This is a genomic window from Corynebacterium sp. ACRPJ (assembly GCF_022347345.1).
GTDB classification, from domain to species: domain Bacteria; phylum Actinomycetota; class Actinomycetes; order Mycobacteriales; family Mycobacteriaceae; genus Corynebacterium; species Corynebacterium tuberculostearicum_D.
This window is the reverse complement of the sequence record NZ_JAKRNC010000001.1, coordinates 187761-205316: the sequence shown is the minus strand read 5'-3', so window position 1 is coordinate 205316 and position 17556 is coordinate 187761. Positions and strand designations below refer to the sequence as shown.

At 60.6% G+C, this 17556-nt stretch carries 15 protein-coding genes; 14 read left to right on the top strand and 1 reads right to left on the bottom strand.

Annotation, left to right across the window (positions count from 1 at the left end; translation table 11 throughout):
* Positions 1 to 25: 25 nt before the first annotated feature.
* The 13 genes from mraY (at position 26) to MHY08_RS00910 (ending at position 12968) form a co-directional block, all read left to right on the top strand.
* Positions 26 to 1132, top strand: coding sequence for a phospho-N-acetylmuramoyl-pentapeptide-transferase (gene mraY, locus MHY08_RS00970; RefSeq protein WP_239228176.1), 1107 nt, complete (start codon positions 26 to 28; stop codon positions 1130 to 1132).
* Between the two features lie 42 nt (positions 1133 to 1174).
* A complete protein-coding gene (murD, locus tag MHY08_RS00965; RefSeq protein WP_239228175.1) occupies positions 1175 to 2566 on the top strand; it encodes a UDP-N-acetylmuramoyl-L-alanine--D-glutamate ligase in 1392 nt (463 codons plus the stop codon).
* Positions 2567 to 2595: 29 nt separating this feature from the next.
* Entirely contained in the window at positions 2596 to 3996 is a 1401-nt protein-coding gene (locus MHY08_RS00960; protein WP_204608355.1) for an FtsW/RodA/SpoVE family cell cycle protein, read from the top strand.
* 23 nt (positions 3997 to 4019) lie between these two features.
* Entirely contained in the window at positions 4020 to 5120 is a 1101-nt protein-coding gene (murG, locus tag MHY08_RS00955) for an undecaprenyldiphospho-muramoylpentapeptide beta-N-acetylglucosaminyltransferase (RefSeq protein ID WP_239234793.1), read from the top strand.
* A complete protein-coding gene (gene murC, locus MHY08_RS00950; protein ID WP_239234791.1) occupies positions 5121 to 6584 on the top strand; it encodes a UDP-N-acetylmuramate--L-alanine ligase in 1464 nt (487 codons plus the stop codon).
* Positions 6584 to 7255 carry a cell division protein FtsQ/DivIB gene (locus MHY08_RS00945; RefSeq protein ID WP_204608361.1) on the top strand — a complete coding sequence of 224 codons (672 nt, stop codon included), beginning with the start codon at positions 6584 to 6586 and terminating at the stop codon, positions 7253 to 7255. The genes murC and MHY08_RS00945 overlap by 1 nt, the downstream gene beginning before the upstream one ends.
* Positions 7256 to 7567: 312 nt before the next feature.
* A complete protein-coding gene (ftsZ, locus tag MHY08_RS00940; protein WP_204608363.1) occupies positions 7568 to 8887 on the top strand; it encodes a cell division protein FtsZ in 1320 nt (439 codons plus the stop codon).
* Between the two features lie 24 nt (positions 8888 to 8911).
* The gene (pgeF, locus tag MHY08_RS00935) at positions 8912 to 9643 is read left to right on the top strand and encodes a peptidoglycan editing factor PgeF (RefSeq protein ID WP_239234789.1); all 732 of its coding nucleotides are present in this window, start codon (positions 8912 to 8914) and stop codon (positions 9641 to 9643) included.
* Entirely contained in the window at positions 9643 to 10341 is a 699-nt protein-coding gene (locus MHY08_RS00930; protein WP_204608367.1) for a YggS family pyridoxal phosphate-dependent enzyme, read from the top strand. The genes pgeF and MHY08_RS00930 overlap by 1 nt, the downstream gene beginning before the upstream one ends.
* A gap of 104 nt (positions 10342 to 10445) precedes the next feature.
* The gene (locus tag MHY08_RS00925; protein ID WP_239228171.1) at positions 10446 to 10898 is read left to right on the top strand and encodes a cell division protein SepF; all 453 of its coding nucleotides are present in this window, start codon (positions 10446 to 10448) and stop codon (positions 10896 to 10898) included.
* Positions 10899 to 10974: 76 nt separating this feature from the next.
* A complete protein-coding gene (locus tag MHY08_RS00920; protein ID WP_005324523.1) occupies positions 10975 to 11268 on the top strand; it encodes a YggT family protein in 294 nt (97 codons plus the stop codon).
* Positions 11269 to 11471: 203 nt separating this feature from the next.
* Positions 11472 to 12647 carry a DivIVA domain-containing protein gene (locus MHY08_RS00915; protein WP_239234786.1) on the top strand — a complete coding sequence of 392 codons (1176 nt, stop codon included), beginning with the start codon at positions 11472 to 11474 and terminating at the stop codon, positions 12645 to 12647.
* 99 nt (positions 12648 to 12746) lie between these two features.
* Positions 12747 to 12968, top strand: coding sequence for a zinc-binding dehydrogenase (locus tag MHY08_RS00910; RefSeq protein WP_200435444.1), 222 nt, complete (start codon positions 12747 to 12749; stop codon positions 12966 to 12968).
* Positions 12969 to 13043: 75 nt separating this feature from the next.
* Here MHY08_RS00910 and MHY08_RS00905 read toward each other — a convergent pair whose 3' ends face one another.
* On the bottom strand, positions 13044 to 14045 hold the full coding sequence (locus MHY08_RS00905; RefSeq protein ID WP_239234784.1) for an HNH endonuclease signature motif containing protein: 1002 nt from the start codon (positions 14043 to 14045) through the stop codon (positions 13044 to 13046).
* Positions 14046 to 14333: 288 nt separating this feature from the next.
* Between MHY08_RS00905 and ileS the strand changes: the two genes are divergently transcribed.
* On the top strand, positions 14334 to 17504 hold the full coding sequence (gene ileS / locus MHY08_RS00900; protein WP_239234781.1) for an isoleucine--tRNA ligase: 3171 nt from the start codon (positions 14334 to 14336) through the stop codon (positions 17502 to 17504).
* The last annotated feature ends 52 nt before the right edge of the window (positions 17505 to 17556 follow it).

Genomic DNA, 17556 nt, shown 5'->3' with positions numbered 1-17556 from the left:
AGTACAAGGAGAAAGACCTCTAGCAATGACTCAGATCATTATCGCGGGCATCCTCAGCTTCCTCGTCGCGATCTTTACCACTCCCATGTTGGTGCGCTACTTTTCCGGGGTGGGCAAGGGACAAGAAATTCGCGAGGACGGGCCGCAGCTGCACCTGCGCAAGCGTGGCACCCCCACCATGGGCGGTCTCGCGATTTTGCTGGCCATCACCGTGGCCTACCTCGTGGTGGGAATTTATGCCCGCGTGACCGGTAACGGTGGTTTTAGCCCCTCCGGTCTTTTGGTCTACTTCCTCACGATGGGCCTTGGCGGTCTGGGTTTTGCCGATGACTTCATCAAGCTATTCAAAAAGCGCAACCTCGGCCTGAACAAGACCGCCAAGCTGGTAGGTCAGCTGGCCGTGGCGCTCATCTTCGGCATCTTGGCTCTGCAGTTCCCAGACGAGCACGGATTGACCCCAGCGTCTACCAACCTTTCCTTCGTTCGCGATTTTGACACCTTCGATATTGCCGTAGGCGGCGCCATCATCGGCACCATTGTTTTCTTGGTCTTTCTCTACCTACTCATTGCTGCGTGGTCCAACGCCGTGAACCTCACCGACGGACTCGACGGCTTGGCCGCAGGCACCACCGCGATGGTGATGGGCGCCTACGCACTGATTTCCTTCTGGCAGTTCCGCAACTCTTGCGCCGTATCGCCAGCGGCAGGGTGCTATGAAGTTCGCGATCCGCTCGACTTGGCCGTGCTGGCTGCAGCCGGCCTGGGCGGTTGCTTGGGCTTTTTGTGGTGGAATGCCGCACCGGCAAAGATTTTCATGGGCGATACCGGTTCGCTTGCGCTCGGTGGCCTCGTCGCCGGCCTTTCCGTGACCACCCGCACCGAGCTGCTCATGATCATCATCGGCGCCATCTTCGTGATTGAGACTGTCTCCGTCGTCATCCAGATCATCGTCTTCCGCAGCACCGGAAAGCGCTTCTTCCGCATGGCGCCCATCCACCACCACTTTGAAAATGGTGGCTGGGCGGAGACCGCCGTGGTCACCCGCTTCTGGCTGCTGAGCGCCATGGCGGCTATTGCCGGCGTATGCATCTTCTACGGCGACTGGCTGTCTGCCGTCGGCTTTGCTTCCTAAAACTCATGCCTTTTTAGCTTTATCGAGGAAAGAGGAATAGAGATGACCGAGTTGCCATCCTCGTTGCGCGGGCGAGTGCTCGTGGCCGGGGCGGGAGTATCGGGGCGCGGTTGCGTCGCTATGCTGGCAAGCCTCGGGGTGGATACCACCGTGGCAGATTCCAACGAGACCGCGCTGGCGGAATTGGCGGAGGAATTCGGTGTAGCAACCGTCTCCGTCGATTCTGCCGCCCAGGGCGAGTTTGACCTTGTGGTTACTTCGCCGGGCTGGCGTCCCGATTCGCCTTTGTTGGTTGCTTTCCAGGACGCTGGGGTAGAGGTTATCGGCGACGTGGAGCTGGCGTATCGCTTGGATCGTGCGGGCGTCTTCGGGGCGCCGCGCACCTGGCTGGTAGTTACCGGGACTAACGGCAAAACCACCACTACCGGTATGTTGGCCCAGATTATGCAGGCTGATGCCAAGCGCACCGGCAAGCGCGCACTGGCGGTGGGCAATATCGGCGTTTCGCTTTTCGACGCCCTCACGGCCATCCCTCGCGTCGACATTCTCTGCGCCGAGCTATCTTCTTTCCAGTTGCATTGGTCCAGCCACTTGCGCCCGGATGTGGGCGTGTTGCTGAACCTGGCAGATGATCACCTAGATTGGCACGGATCGTTCGATGCCTATGCCCGCGCGAAGGCCAAGGTGCTCTCCGGTGACGTCGCTGTGGTAGGCAAGGATGACGCCGAGGCGGTCCGCTACGCCGCGGATACCGCAGACCTCTTCGGCTTTACTGCCGCTGAACCCACACAGGGAGAGGTGGGCGTAAGCGCCGGCCGCCTTGTCTCGCGGCTTAACGAGCAGCGCGAGGATCTCGCGTCCGCAGAGGGCATTGAGCCCGCCGGCCTGGCAGGAGTCCTCGACGCTGCGGCCGCAGCCAGCGTCGCGCGTCTGGCAGGCGCCACCCCGGAGTCCATTGCACAGGGGCTGGCAGCGTATACCGTGGCCGGGCACCGCGGCGCTGTGGTCCATGAGCATTCCGGCATCACGTTCATCGATAATTCCAAGGCCACCAACCCGCACGCGGCGGATGCGGCGCTCAAGGGGCTCAATTCCGTGATCTGGATTGCCGGCGGGCAGTTGAAGGGCGCGGAGGTAGACGGGCTCGTCGCCAAGCACGCCGCCCACATCAAGGCCGCGGTAGTCCTGGGCGTGGATAGGGAAGAAGTTGCCTGGGCTCTCGCCGCGCACGCGCCGCATGCCCCAGTGGACGTCATCGAGACGCAGGAGCCTTTTGCAGCCATGAACGCTGCGGTGGAGGCTGCACTGCAACACGCCGACGCCGGGGATACCGTTCTTTTGGCGCCGGCTGCGGCATCGTTGGATATGTATACCGGCATGGCTCAACGCGGTGATGTATTTGCCGCGGCCGCGCGGGAGCTTACCCGCAACTAGAGCTATAGATTTAAGGATCAGGAGAACACATGACGGCCACCTCCCAGCAGCGCCCGCGCTCCAAGAGTTTTGGCGACCGCGTTCGCGAGCTGCGCGAGCGCGCCCGCCAGGAAGCCGGCCTTGATTACCAGCTGCTGCGCTTTATCATCTTCTTCCTCGTGGGCATCGGCGTGCTCATGGTCTTTTCTTCCTCCATGGCTACCTCCCTGACGGAAGACGGCGGCGTATGGAACCAGGCATTGCGCCAGTGCGTGATGGTGTTCTTGGGCCTCGTTGCCTTTTGGTTCGGCCTCAAAATTTCGCCGCATACCCTGCGCAAATGCGTGCCGTGGATTGTGGGCCTGTCCATCATTTTGCTCATCGCGGTGCTGATCCCCGGCGTGGGTACCGGCCGCGAGGAGGTAGGTTCCCAGTCCTGGATTTACTTGGGACCGTTCTCCCTGCAGCCCTCGGAGCTTGCCCGCGTCGCCGTAGGCATGTTTGGTGCGACCGTATTGGCGGATAAGGAGCACAAATCCATGAAGGTGACGGATCCCTTCATGATGTACTCCCTCATTGCCGGCGTTATGTTCTTGCTCATCGTCCTTCAGGGCGACTTCGGTATGGCTTTGTCCTTGGCCCTCGTGGTTGTCTTCACCCTGATTTTCGCGGGTGTCGACTGGCGCGTTCCGGCGACCATCGGCGTCGCAGCCGTGTGCGGTTTGCTGTTTATCTTCCTTTCTGGCGGCTTCCGGTCCAACCGCTTCCACACCTATTTCGATGCCCTCGTAGGCAATATCTCCGATACTCAAGGTACGGGTTTCCAGTCCTATCAGGGCTTTCTCTCGCTTGCCGACGGCGGCTTCTGGGGCGTTGGCATTGGCCAATCCCGTGCCAAGTGGTTCTACCTGCCCGAGGCGAAAAATGACTTTATTTTCGCCATCGTGGGTGAGGAACTCGGCTGGTGGGGCGGTGCGCTCGTCATCGTGCTATTCGCCGCACTGGGCTATGTGGGCTTGCGCACCGCGATGCGCGCACAGAACCAGTTCCAGTCCCTGCTGGCCGCAACGTTGACCATCGGTGTGGTCACCCAGGCCTTTGTGAATATTGGCTACGTCATTGGCCTGCTGCCGGTGACCGGTATTCAGCTGCCCATGATTTCTGCCGGCGGTACCGCGGCGATCATCACGATTGGCTCGATGGGCATCCTGTGCAACGTGGCGCGTCACGAACCGATGCAAATTTCCGCCATGCAGAATTTCGGCCGCCCGCTGTTCGACCGCCTTTTGTTCATCGGCGAGCCGCAGCCAGTGCCGAAGCCGAAGAAGAAGCAGCAGGGCCGTCACGCCCGCCCGCAGGAGCCGCGCTCCCGCGTGCGCGAGGAGCGCTTTGGTCGCCCCGTAACCGGAAGCGGCCGCCGCTATCCGCGCGCCGAGCGCCGCTATCGCTAGGCGGCGCTGGTAGCCTTTAGGCTATGAATTCCACGCCTATTTCCGTCGTCATCGCAGGTGGCGGCACCGCCGGACATATTGAACCCGCCCTCGCCGTGGGCGAAGCTTTGCGCGAGCGCCACGGCGCACGCATCACCGCTCTCGGTACCGAAAAGGGCCTCGAGCGCGATATCATTCCCGCCCGCGGCGTGGACCTTAGCCTGATTACCCCCGTGCCAATCCCGCGCAAGGTCAACGCGCAGCTCTTCAAGCTACCGTTCAACCTCTCCCGCGCGGTGGGGGAGGCCAAGCAGGTACTCAAGGATGTCGAAGCGGATGTCGTCTTTGGCACCGGCGGCTACGTGGCCGGGCCGGCCTATATCGCTGCGCGATCCCTCGGCATCCCCTTTTATGTTCTCGAGACCAATGCTTTGGCTGGAATGGCCAATAAGCTCGGCGTGAAGATGGGCGGCATTGGACTCAACGCCCACCCAGATTCTGGCATGCCGGGCGAGGTCGTTGGCATTCCCGTTCGCCCGAGCCTGGCGGAGGACCCGAATGGCAACCTGGCCGCAGACGCGCGTACCAAGTGGAACCTGGCCGAGCTTCCCACCATCCTTATCACCGGTGGGTCCCAAGGCGCGGCCAGCATCAACCGCGCTGTTGCGGGAGCGGTGGAGGACTTGGCGCAGGACTTCCAGCTCCTGCACGCCTATGGCAAGAAGAATGACCCGCCCGCAGAACACCCGAACTACGCCGCACTGCCGTATATCGAGGACATGGGCTCCGCCCTTGCGGTAGCTGACCTCGTCGTGTGCCGCTCCGGCGCGATGACCGTTGCCGAAGTATCCGCCGCAGGCCTGCCGGCCATCTACGTTCCGCTGCCGCACGGCAATGGCGAACAGGCGCTCAATTCCCGCGAAGTGGTCGAGGCAGGCGCCGCCATCCAGATTCCGGACGCGGAGCTGACCCCAGAGCGACTCATCTCCGAGGTGCGCGGCATTCTCGATGACCCGCAACGCCTCGAGTCGATGACGCTCGCCGCCGCCCATGCCAGCGCTGGGGACGTGGCCAATTCCATCGCAGACCGCATCGCCGCCCGCGTATCCGAGGCCGAAGACGCCGCTGGAAGGAAGGACAAGTAAATGACCGATCCCGCACACTACGATCTGCGCCGCGTCCACCTCATCGGCATTGGTGGTTCTGGCATGTCGGGGCTCGCGCGAATCCTCGCTGCTCGCGGCGGAGTGGTCACAGGTTCCGATGTCAAAGACTCCACCCCGGTTGAGGTGCTGCGCACCATGGGCGCTAAGGTCGCCATCGGCCACGCCGCAGAAAACCTGCGACTGTCTGGTGAACTGCCCACCGTCGTGGTTACTTCTTTTGCCGCCATCCCCCAAGACAACCCGGAGCTAGTGGCCGCAAAGGACAACGATATCCCGGTAATTCGCCGCTCCGATTTGCTCGCCGCGTTGATGGAGGGCCACAAGCAGGTGCTGCTGGCTGGCACCCATGGCAAAACCTCCACCACGTCGATGACCGTGAGCGCGATGCAACACGCGGGTCTTGATCCCTCCTTCGCCATCGGCGGCCAGCTCAATCGCGCGGGCACCAATGCCCACGGTGGCACCGGAGAGGCATTCGTTGCCGAGGCCGATGAATCTGATGCCTCCCTGCTGCGCTATAGCCCTGACGTCGCGGTGCTCACGACTATCGAGCCCGACCACCTCGACTTCTTCCACAGCGAGGAAGCCTATTTCCAAGTCTTCGATGACTTTGCTGACTTGGTTACCCCGGAGACCGGCTATCTCGTTGTGTGCGCTGAAGACGAGCACGCTGCCCGGGCTGGCGAGCGGGCGCTGGAGCGCGGCATCAACGTCGTGGCCTACGGCTCGCCGGAGAAGTCTTTTACCTCTACCGTGCCACTGGCGGCCGAGTTGGTCCGCGAAGAGACCACCGCGGAAGGCATGGACACCACCGTCAAAGTCAACCTTCCTGGCGTTTCTGAAACCGTGCGCTACGAGCTGCAGATCCCAGGCCACCACATGGTGCTCAATTCCATGGGCGCCTTGATCGCTGGCGTGCTCTCCGGCGGCACCCCGGCTGACATCGCCGAGGGATTGGCTGATTTTGGCGGTGTGCGCCGGCGCTTTGAGTACCGGGGGAGCGTCGACAAGCAGGGCAAACCCGTGCGGGTCTTTGATGATTATGCGCACCATCCCACCGAGGTTGCGGCAGTGCTGCGGGCCGCCCGCGCCAAGGTCGAGGCGGAAGGCCACGGCGGGCGCGTTATCGCGTGTTTCCAGCCGCACCTGTACTCGCGCACCATGGAATTCGACGCCGAGTTTGCCCAGGCACTCTCGCTTGCCGACGCCGCCGTGGTACTCGACATCTACGGCGCTCGCGAACAGCCCGTGGAGGGAATTACCTCCCGCATCATTACCGATAAGATGCCCGCTGATATGCAGGTCATCTTCGAGCCGGATTTTTCCGCCGCCGCCCGCGACGTTGTGTCGGTGGTGGAGCCAGGAGATGTGGTGCTGACCATCGGAGCTGGCTCGGTAACCATGGTGGCGGCGGAAATCCTCGATGAATTGCGGGCAAGCTAGTGCGCGTATCCGCAAAGCTCATCGCTGGGGTCATCGCCGCAATTGTCGCCGTGGCGCTCATAGCGGCCGCCGTGATGTGGACAGTTCCGGTCCTGAAGGTACGCAATTTTCAGGTGGAGGGCGTCCATCAGCTCGATTCCACACAGGTGGAGGAAGCCTCTGGGGTTCCCAAGGGCGAAAATTTGCTACGCGTTAATGCGCGCGAGGCAGCTTCCGGTGTTGCTGGATTGGACTGGGTCGATTCGGTGACAGTCTCTCGCGATTTCCCTTCGACCTTGACCATCAACGTGTCCGAGCACAAGGCTGTGGCGTTTGTAAAGCGCGATAATAAGCCCTTCCTGATCGACGACAAAGGCGAGGAGTTTACCTCCGCTGAGCCTCCCGCGGGCGCGGTTGAGGTGACGGGCTCCGTCGATAGTGGCTCGCCGCAAATCCAGGATGCCGTGCGAGCGATTGCAGCGCTTTCCGACGACGTCCGCAAACAAGTAGCAAAGCTGGAAGTGGCGGGCGAATATTCGCTGACTTTCACCACCAAAGATGACCGGCGCATCTTCTGGGGTGCCAGCGATTCTAACGATGAGGACAAGGCGCATGCTTTTGCCACAGTGTTGAAGATGGAAGGCCGCGAGTGGAATATTTCCAACCCTGAGTTAGTCACCACCCGCGGATAGGGCGACGGGTGCCCCCGCAGGTGCCTTTATCGCTCTTGTGGGCCCGTGCAGCACCGCTTAGGCGTGTGCGCTGCACGGGCTCTTTTTAGTGCCTGAACCGTGGGGCGGATGATGCGGGTGTGACTTGTAAAACCGCAGGTGAGCAACCCTAAAGTGGAACTTGAGGGTCTCGACACGCGGAAAATGTGCGTGAAAATTACACCGCTGTCGTTAAAGATGGAAAGGAACGCGATTCGCCTTCGGCGGAGCGCATTACATTCCTCGTTTAATGCACGTGCAGACTTAAAGTAGCGAAAGGTGAGACCTACTCACATGATCTCTTCCAATAACAATCTCGCGGATATCAAGGTCGTCGGCGTCGGCGGCGGCGGCGTCAACGCCGTCAACCGCATGATCGAAGAAGGCCTCAAGGGTGTTCAGTTCGTCGCCATCAACACCGACTCCCAGGCCCTCATTTTCTCCGATGCAGACACCAAGCTCGACATTGGCCGTGAGGCCACCCGTGGCCTCGGCGCCGGCGCTAACCCTGAGGTAGGAAAGACCTCCGCAGAAGACCACAAGTCCGAAATTGAAGACGCCCTCGAGGGCTCCGACATGGTCTTCGTGACTGCCGGCGAGGGTGGCGGCACCGGCACCGGTGCTGCTCCGGTCGTGGCGTCTATCGCGAAGAAAATGGGTGCGCTGACCGTCGGTGTTGTCACCCGCCCGTTCAAGTTCGAAGGCGCTCGCCGTACCCGCCAGGCCATGGCCGGCATTGAGGAGCTGCGCGAGGTCTGCGATACCCTCATCGTCATTCCGAACGATCGCCTGATGCAGCTCGGTGGGGAAGAGCTCTCCATCGTTGAGGCTTTCCGTGCTGCCGATGAGGTGCTGCACAATGGTGTGCAGGGTATTACCAACCTGATCACCATCCCGGGCATGATCAACGTCGACTTTGCGGACGTCCGCTCCGTTATGTCTGACGCTGGCTCCGCGCTGATGGGCATCGGTTCCGCCCGCGGTGATAACCGCGCCATGACCGCTGCTGAGCAAGCCATTAACTCCCCGCTGTTGGAATCCACGATGGAAGGCGCCAAGGGCGTGCTGCTGTCCATCGCCGGCGGCTCCGATCTCGGCCTGCACGAAGTAAACGCCGCCGCCTCCATGGTGGAAGAGCGCGCTGACGAAGACGTCAACCTCATCTTCGGTACCATCATCGATGACACCCTGGGCGATGAAATCCGCATCACTATCATTGCCACCGGTTTCGATGCCGAGGCCAATATGACCCAGGCCGCTGCGCAGCAGCAGCCGCAGCAGGAACAGCGCAAGCCGGGCTCCCTTTTTGACAATCGCCAGCGCGAAGCCGCAGAACCCGTCACCCCGGCACCGGCGCAGCCCGCTGCCGCTCAGCCGGTACAGGATGACTACTCTCCGCGCCACTCCTACGAGCCGCGCGCCGGCCAGGAGCGAGAGCGCTACGCCCCGCAGCGCCCCGCCGAGGAGCGTCGCCCAGAATCTAGCGGTCTGTTCACCAACTCTGACCGTTTCTCCCGCGAGGAGCGCCGCGATGACTACCGTTTGTCCCGCCCGTCGCAGCGTCGTGACGATGACGGCGACGACGATCTGGACGTGCCTTCCTTCATGCGCTAAGCGCAAAGCGCTACGCTGGTGTGCATGCCAGTAAACGAGGAACATCGCACCACACGCCCCGTCCGCATGGTTTTTACTAGCCGTGCTGGCGGGGCGTCTGCTATTCCATACGACTCCTTCAACTTGGGGCACCACGTCGGCGATGACCCCGCCGCGGTTGCCGCTAACCGCGAGCGCCTGAAGCGCGTGACCGGTCTGGACGACATCGTGTGGATGGAACAGCTGCACACCAATACCGTCACCGTCGTCGATGGTCCACAGGACGAGCCCGTGCCAGCCACAGACGCAATTGTCACCACCCAGCGACGCCTCGGGCTAGGCGTTCTCGTTGCGGATTGCACGCCGGTGCTGCTTGTCGACGTCACCGCTGGCGTCATCGCCGCCGCCCACGCCGGCCGCCTTGGTGCCCGCAACGGCATTGTGGTCAATACCGTGCGCGAAATGCAGAAGCTGGGCGCACAGCCCGAGCGCATTCAGGTGGTTATGGGGCCGGCCGCTTCCGGAAAGAACTACGAAGTACCTGAGGAAATGGCCAATGACGTCGAACGTCGCTTGCCCGGTTCCAAAACTCGAACGTCCAAGGGCACGTGGGGCATTGACGTGCGGGCAGGGCTGATTCGCCAGCTCATGGGGCTAGGCATCACCGCGATTGAATCCGACCCGCGCTGCACCATTGAAGACGAAGACTTCTTTTCCTATCGCCGCGAAGGCACCACCGGCCGCCAGGCTGGACTAATTTGGTTGGAGGCTAAGTAATGTCAGACCGAAAGGCACAGTTAGAACAAAACCTATCGGCCACCCTTGCCGAGATTGAACGGCTAGCAGCGCAGTCAGGGCGAAAACCACCGCAGCTGTTGCCGGTAACGAAGTTTCACCCAGCTGCCGATATTGCCCTGCTGGCAGAGCTAGGAATTACCGACGTCGCCGAAAACCGGGAGCAAGAAGCCCGCGCCAAGGCCGCTGAGCTGCCGCAGCTGCGTTTCCACATGATTGGCCAAATTCAGACCAAAAAAGCCAACCATGTGGCTCGTTGGGCCGCCAGCGTCCATTCGCTTGATTCCCTCAAGCTCGCCCACGCGCTGGAGCGGGGAGTTTCCTTAGCCAAGGAACGAGGCGAGCGCGAAAGCAATTTGCCGGTATTTATCCAAGTCTCCGCCGACGGCGATGGCGCTCGAGGTGGGGTAACTCCGGACGCGCTCGATGAGGTCGTGCGTGCCGTGGAAAAAGCGCAGCACCTAGAACTTGCCGGACTCATGGTGGTTCCGCCACTTGATGCCGATGCTGGCGAGGTATTCCGAAACGTCCGCGGAGAGGTAGATCGCTTATCCTCTGAGCTGAATCGACCGTTGAAATTCTCTGCTGGCATGAGCGCGGACGTGGCCGAGGCAATTGCTGCGGGCAGTGATATCGTGCGTGTCGGAACCAGTATCATGGGGCCGCGGCCAGTAGGTTAAAAATATCGCAAAAGCGCATTTCACGGCGTAAATCACATGAGTCACACTAGACACATTTTACGCGTTTAGGCTTGTACAAATTTAGGTCAGAGGGAGACCCAAAAATGTCATTCATTGATAAGACGAAGGATTTCTTCGGGCTGGGCCCGGTGGACATCGAAGAGGACGATGCCTACTACAACGAGGAGCCGCGTTACTCCGAAAATAGCTCCTCGGCCTACGCGCCTCGCCGCGCCCCGCAGTCCTACGATCCGGCCCCGGTACAGGAGGAATTCGTCCCGACCATCGTGGCTATTTCCCTGACGTCTTTCAATGACGCCGCCAAGGTAGGCGAGCCCTTCCGCGACGGCGATGCCGTTGTCTTCGAGTTGACTGACGCCGAAAAGGCCACCGCCAAGCGCTTCATCGACTTCGCTGCCGGCCTCTGCTTCGGCCTGGAGGGTCGTATGCTCAACCTCACCAAGGGCATGGACACTGAGCGCAAGGTCTTTTCCATCGTGCCTAAGTCTGCGGACATTGCAAAGCACGAACTCGAGCGTGCCGCAGGCCTGCGCTAAAGCAGCACGGTTCATGTGACCCCCGCGGGGTGCCGATTGGGCACCTGCGGGGGTTTATTCGATAGGCTCGGTCATTGTGACACAACTCGGAATTATTCTTATCCTGCTCGTGCGGATCTATACGTGGGTGCTCATCGCCCGCATCATTATTGAGATGATCCAGTCTTTCTCGCGGCAGTTCAACCCTCCACGCTGGTTTATGGTTATAGCGGAGCCCCTGTTTGTGATTACGGATCCGCCGGTCAAGGCGTTGCGGCGCCTGATCCCGCCCCTGCAAATGGGTGGCGTAGCGCTCGATGTATCGGTGCTTGTACTGTTCGTCTTGCTCTCGATACTCACAATGATCTTGCAGATGATTTTTCTGACGTAGCACCCCCGTCGCCTCGAAACCTGTGGTAAACGTTGAGACTCGGCGGGGCGTCGATTATTGTGGGCGTTTGGTTACGATAAATCGCGATAACCCGTATTATGAACCACATGTACCTTTGTGGGGAAGGTTTAGTTAGACCTGAACCGCACTCCTAAGGCCCTGGAAGCTCCGGGGTTGTACCAACCTGAAGGGGAAGAGAAGACATGCCACTGTCACCAGCTGATGTTCACAACGTCGCGTTCAGCAAGCCGCCAATTGGCAAGCGCGGCTACAACGAAGACGAGGTGGATCAGTTCCTCGACCTCGTAGAGGACGCCCTTGCCCAGCTGCAGGATGAGAACGAAGACCTGCAGGCGCAGGTTAGCGATCTGAACTCCCAGGCCAAGGCGGGTGCTGGCGCCGGTGCTGCTGGTACCGCAACTGCGGCTTCCACCCGCACCGATGAGGCTGCGCTGCGCAAGGAGATTGAGGCTAAGCTGCGCGCCGAGTACGAAACCAAGCTGGCGGACTCCAAGTCCGAGGTTTCCCGGGCCAAGGAAGAGACCAAGAAGGCACAGGAGCAGGTTAAGGCTGCCCAGGCTGAGGCTTCTAAGGCACAGGCATCTGGGTCTGCCGCTGCTTCCTCTTCCGCAGACCTGAAGGCAGCCCGCGATGAGGCGGCTCAGGCCAAGAAGGACGCCGAGGCAGCTCGCGCCGAGGCAGCCCAGGCAAAGAAGGACCTCGAGGCTTCTAAGAAGGAAAACGACGAGCTGAAGAAGTCGGCTTCCGCAGCTGGTTCCTCCAAGGCTGGTGCAGCGGCTGCGGGTATCGCAGGCGCTGGTGCGGCTCAGACCGCCGATGGCCTGGCCACCCCAGAAACCCACATGCAGGCTGCCCGCGTTCTGGGACTGGCACAGGAGATGGCAGACCGCCTGACCTCCGAGGCTCGTGCGGAGTCCGAGTCCATGCTGTCCGAGGCACGCACCGCCGCCGAGAAGCAGCTGACCGACGCCGATTCCCGCTCCAAGGCACAGCTTGCTGACGCCCAGAAGAAGTACGACGCCCAGCTGCAGGACGCAGATTCCCGCTCCAAGAAGCTGGTATCTGACGCTGAGGCTAAGGCAAAGCAGACCGAGTTTGATGCTTCCTCTCGCGCAGAGGCACAAATCCGCCAGGCAGAGGAGAAGGCTGCTTCCCTGCAGGCCGATGCCGAGCGCAAGCACACCGAGGTTATGAACACCGTCAAGCAGCAGCAGACCGCACTGGAGGCTCGTATCTCCGAGCTGCGCACCTTCGAGCGCGAGTACCGCACCCGCCTGAAGACCCTGCTGGAGTCTCAGCTGGAAGAGCTGGCTACCCGCGGCACCGCCGCACCGAACGGCGAGGCTGGCAACAACTAAGCCACCCCGTTCTTCCTAGCGCCCCCGCCACCGCGGCGGGGGCGCTATTGTTGTTTTAGACCGTCGTGCTATAGCCCGCCCCTACCGAAAGGAACCACTGTGCTCGTAGCCGCTTTAGTTCTCGCCCTCGTGGCATTCGTGGCCTTGGTCAACTTCGTTATCTCGGGAGCCGACTGGTCGTTGTATATCGTTTTTGCCGCCGCCGGCATCGGACTCGTGTGCTTCATCCTGGACTGGGCGCATAAGCATCGCGCTGATAAAGCCCAAGCAACTGAATCCCCCGAGCAGGAGGCGCTGCGCGCAGCCTTCCGCGAGGACTAACGCCGCGAGACCCCAAGCTTTCGGTTGCAGGCATGCCAATAAGGCGCACGAGGCGCCTTATTCCGCGGTCGGGCTCTAGCAATCGGGCGGTTGCCACCGAATCTGCCCGTTCGTCCGGGCAAGTCGCCCGCGCAGCGGCGGGGCGTTGGGATCGTCATCGTTGGCGCCATTGTGGTACGCGCAGGCTGTGGATAAGTTCGCGATATTGGTCAATCCACCGTGCAACCACGGCTCCAGATGGTGAATTTGGCATTCGTCGGCAGGCTTAGCGCAGCGCGGCCATGGGCATACCGGATTTTCCGCACCCGCCATCAACCGCTGCTTAGCATTGGCGAAGCGCTCCGTGCGGTACAGGTTCACCGCGCCTTCATAGGGGCTCACCAGAGTAATGAGTCCATGCTCCTTTAACGTGCGGCGCACATACTGCGCACCCGTAAGCGTTGCTCCGTTGGTCATCTGCAAGGTGATTTCCTCACCATCGCCGTTGACGATGCGCACGTAGTCTTCCAGGCGCATGATGACATTGGTTACCACCGTGCTTCGTTGCCCCGTATCACTGCCGAAGAAGGTATCTTCCACCACATCCAACGGCTTTTTATCCTGGTTTTCCACGGCCGCGTGGAGGTCAGCAATGAACGAGGACGAGCCGTCGATCGCTAGCGTCCACGGCGCATCCTTGCGGCGGATGATGCGTATACCAGGCTTTATCTTGCGCTTTTTCTTCGGAACCTTGGATTGCGCCAGCTTTTCTAGTGTCGCTGCTGTGGCCTTGGTGGTACATAGCTGTTCGCGGAGGACCCAGGCGTCGAAAAGCGTGGGCATCTTGCGCGCATACTTTTCAATGATGGATAAAGCAACGATGGAATGCCCATTGTGCTGAGCTCCTTCGATGGCACGACGACGCTTCCTTGTGAACTTGGTCGTGCCGCAGTACGCCTCTTTTAGCAATGCCAGCTCGCGGGCCGTCTTTTCAGCGGCGCCTCGCGCGCAGAGGTCGTCCTCAGACATGCCTGCGCACCCGAGGACGATGTCCATCCCGGGTGCCATGGCTGCGAGGTAAGTATCTAGCGCGTTCACGATTCACAATCTATTTCCCCGCGCAAGCCCCCACAAGGGAAAATTTTTAGCCTGTGGATAACTTCTTGTGCACTAAGATTCTGGGGCGCTATACTGTGGCCTACACGCAGTGATCCGGCCATCACCGGGGAGCAATTCAGAAGAACAGCCAGTGTGGCCCAGTAGAACTGAACGGGTGGGACCGTCAACTCCTTCACCGAAACGAAGCGGAGCCTTCGGGCTCAAGCAGGGTGGTACCGCGAGCCTTAAAGGCGCGTCCCTGCACCGTGTTAAGAGTGAAGGATAATTATGGCGAAGAAGATTTACCCCAAGGTCGACATGACCGGCGGCTCCAGCCGCTTCCCAGATATGGAAGAGGAAGTCCAGAAGTACTGGAAGCAGGATGATACCTTCCAGGCTTCGCTGGAAAAGACTAAGGACTGCCCAGAGTACATCTTTTATGATGGCCCTCCATTCGCAAATGGCTTGCCGCACTATGGCCACCTTTTGACTGGTTATGTGAAGGATATTGTCCCGCGCTACCGCACGATGGCTGGCAATTACGTACCTCGCGTATTCGGCTGGGATACCCACGGTCTGCCCGCTGAGCTGGAGGCGGAAAAGCAGCTGGGTATCACTGAAAAGGCGCAGATCGAAGACATGGGCTTGGAGAAGTTCAATGAATACTGCGCTAAGTCCGTGCTGGAGTACACCGACGAGTGGGAAGAGTACGTCAACCGCCAGGCCCGCTGGGTGGACTTTGGCAACGGCTACAAGACCATGGATATCAACTACATGGAATCGGTCATGTGGGCGTTCAAGGAGCTTTATGACAAGGGCTTGATCTACAAGGGCTTCCGAGTTCTTCCGTACTCTTGGGCGGAGCACACTTCTTTGTCCAATCAGGAGACCCGCCTGGACGATTCTTATAAGATGCGCCAGGATCCGACCCTGACGGTTACCTTCCCAGTGGAGGGCGCGCGCGAGGGAAGCGCGGCAGAAAAGACGTTGGCGGAGTACCCTGCGCTTGCCGACGCCTCTTTCCTCGCCTGGACCACCACCCCCTGGACCTTGCCTTCGAACGAGGCCTTGGCGGTTCATCCAGAGGTTACCTACGTGCTCTTTAAGGCTACGGAGGGCGATTTTGCTGGCCGTACCTTCATCATGGCGGAAAACCTGTTGGCCACCTTGGAGAAGGAACTGGGTGAGGCCGAGGTACTGGAGACGTTTACCGGCGCGCAACTCGAGGGCTTTACCTATGAGCCTATCTTCGGCTTCTTCCCGGATCTGCGCAATGCCTACCAGGTCTTGATCGCTGATTACGTCACCACAGAGGACGGCACCGGTGTGGTACACCAGGCTCCTGCGTTTGGTGAAGACGATATGAATACCACCAACCAGTACGACATCGAGCTGGTTATCCCAGTGGACGAGGACGGCAAGTTCACCTCGCAGGTTCCGCCTTATGAGGGCCAGCTGGTCTTTGACGCGAATAAGGACATCATCAAGGACTTGAAGGCTGCTGGGCGAGTGGTGCGCCACGTAACCATCGAGCACTCCTATCCGCACTCGTGGCGCTCGGGCGAGCCGCTTATCTACATGGCGCTGCCGGCCTGGTTCGTGAAGGTGACCGAGTTCCGCGATCGCATGGTGGAGCTTAACCACAAGGAGATTGAGTGGCTGCCGGAGCATATCCGGGATGGCCAATTTGGCAAGTGGCTCGAGGGCGCGCGCGACTGGAATATCTCTCGTACCCGCTACTGGGGTGCGCCTATCCCGGTGTGGATGTCCGATGATGACAACTATCCGCGCATGGATGTCTACGGCTCCTTGGATGAGCTGGAACGCGATTTCGGTGTCCGCCCGGAGTCGCTGCACCGTCCGCACATCGACGAGTTGGTGCGCCCGAACCCGGATGATCCGACCGGTAAGTCGATGATGCGCCGCGTGCCAGACGTGCTGGATTGCTGGTTTGAGTCCGGCTCGATGCCCTTTGCGCAAAAGCACTACCCATTCGAGAATAAGGAATGGTTTGAAACCCACTCGCCGTCCGACTTCATTGTGGAGTACTCCGGTCAGACGCGTGGTTGGTTCTATGTGATGCACGCGCTGTCCACCGCGCTTTTTGATCGCCCGGCGTATAAGAAGGTCGTGGCCCATGGCATCGTGCTGGGCAACGATGGCCTTAAGATGTCTAAGTCCAAGGGCAACTATCCGAACGTCAACGAGGTCTTTGACCGTGATGGCTCGGATGCCATGCGCTGGTTCCTGATGTCTTCGCCTATCCTGCGCGGAGGCAACCTCATCGTGACCGAGCAGGGCATTCGCGAGGGCGTGCGCCAGGCTATCCTGCCTATCTGGAATGCCTATACCTTCCTGCAGCTCTACGCAGAAAAGGAAGCAAAGTTCGACACCAGCTCCACGCATGTTTTGGACCGCTATATCTTGGCCAAGACCCATGACGTCGTGGCCAATGTCAACGCGGCGCTTACCGATACCGATATCGCCACGGCAACCGAAGAAGTACGCCTGTTTGCCGACGTCCTGACCAACTGGTACGTCCGTCGCTCGCGCGATCGTTTCTGGGAGGGCGAGGACGCCCATCCTGAGGCGTTTAATACCTTGTACACCGTGCTGGAGACCGTGACTCGCGTGGTGGCACCGCTGCTGCCGCACGTGGCAGAGGTTATCTACCGTGGACTGACCGGTGAGCGTTCGGTGCACCTGGCGGATTACCCGCAGGCTGCGGACTACCCGTCCGATGCAGATCTGGTGTCTGCAATGGATGCGACCCGCGCGGTCGCTTCGGCCGCGTCCTCGGTGCGCAAGTCCAATAAGCTGCGCAACCGCTTGCCGTTGCCGAAGTTGACGGTGGCCCTCAATGGGGCGCAGCGCCTGGCGGACTTTGCCGATATCATCCGCGACGAGGTCAATGTCAAGGAAGTTGAGCTTACGGACGACGTCGATTCGGTAGGCACCTTCCAGGTTGTCTGCAACGCGAAGGTCGCCGGCCCGCGCTTGGGCAAGGACGTGCAGCGCGCCATCAAGAACCTCAAGGCGGGCAACTACGAACGCCGCGGCGAAGAGGTTGTAGTGGACGGCGATATCGTGCTTGGTCCGGATGAGTACACCGAGCGCCTGCAGGCAGCGAATCCGAAGTCGACCGCGCGTATCGAAGGCCTCGACGGCCTGGTAGTACTCGATACCGAGGTGACCGAAGAGCTCGAGGCCGAAGGCTGGGCGGCGGACGTTATCCGCGGCCTGCAGGATGCCCGCAAGGCTTCTGGGTTCGAGGTCTCGGACCGCATCGCGGCCGTGCTCTCTGTCCCAGAGGAGAAGAAGGCCTGGGCGGAGCGTCACGCCGACCACATCGCCGGTGAAGTGCTCGCCACCGATTTCCAGGTGACCACCGAGGCGCTCGATGGTGCGGACGTGCACGAGGTGGTGAAGGGGGTTAACGCTACCGTCGTTAAGCAGTAGCGCCTAAGCCGCCACCTAAAAGTAATTGCCCAGCCTTAGCGGCTGGGCAATT

Coding starts and splice junctions, on each gene's coding strand:
- MHY08_RS00930 (WP_204608367.1), top strand. CDS start 9,643: ATGTCAGACCGAAAGGCACAGTTAGAACAAAACCTATCGGCCACCCTT.
- murG (WP_239234793.1), top strand. CDS start 4,020: ATGAATTCCACGCCTATTTCCGTCGTCATCGCAGGTGGCGGCACCGCC.
- murC (WP_239234791.1), top strand. CDS start 5,121: ATGACCGATCCCGCACACTACGATCTGCGCCGCGTCCACCTCATCGGC.
- MHY08_RS00925 (WP_239228171.1), top strand. CDS start 10,446: ATGTCATTCATTGATAAGACGAAGGATTTCTTCGGGCTGGGCCCGGTG.
- ftsZ (WP_204608363.1), top strand. CDS start 7,568: ATGATCTCTTCCAATAACAATCTCGCGGATATCAAGGTCGTCGGCGTC.
- MHY08_RS00915 (WP_239234786.1), top strand. CDS start 11,472: ATGCCACTGTCACCAGCTGATGTTCACAACGTCGCGTTCAGCAAGCCG.
- MHY08_RS00960 (WP_204608355.1), top strand. CDS start 2,596: ATGACGGCCACCTCCCAGCAGCGCCCGCGCTCCAAGAGTTTTGGCGAC.
- murD (WP_239228175.1), top strand. CDS start 1,175: ATGACCGAGTTGCCATCCTCGTTGCGCGGGCGAGTGCTCGTGGCCGGG.
- ileS (WP_239234781.1), top strand. CDS start 14,334: ATGGCGAAGAAGATTTACCCCAAGGTCGACATGACCGGCGGCTCCAGC.
- pgeF (WP_239234789.1), top strand. CDS start 8,912: ATGCCAGTAAACGAGGAACATCGCACCACACGCCCCGTCCGCATGGTT.
- mraY (WP_239228176.1), top strand. CDS start 26: ATGACTCAGATCATTATCGCGGGCATCCTCAGCTTCCTCGTCGCGATC.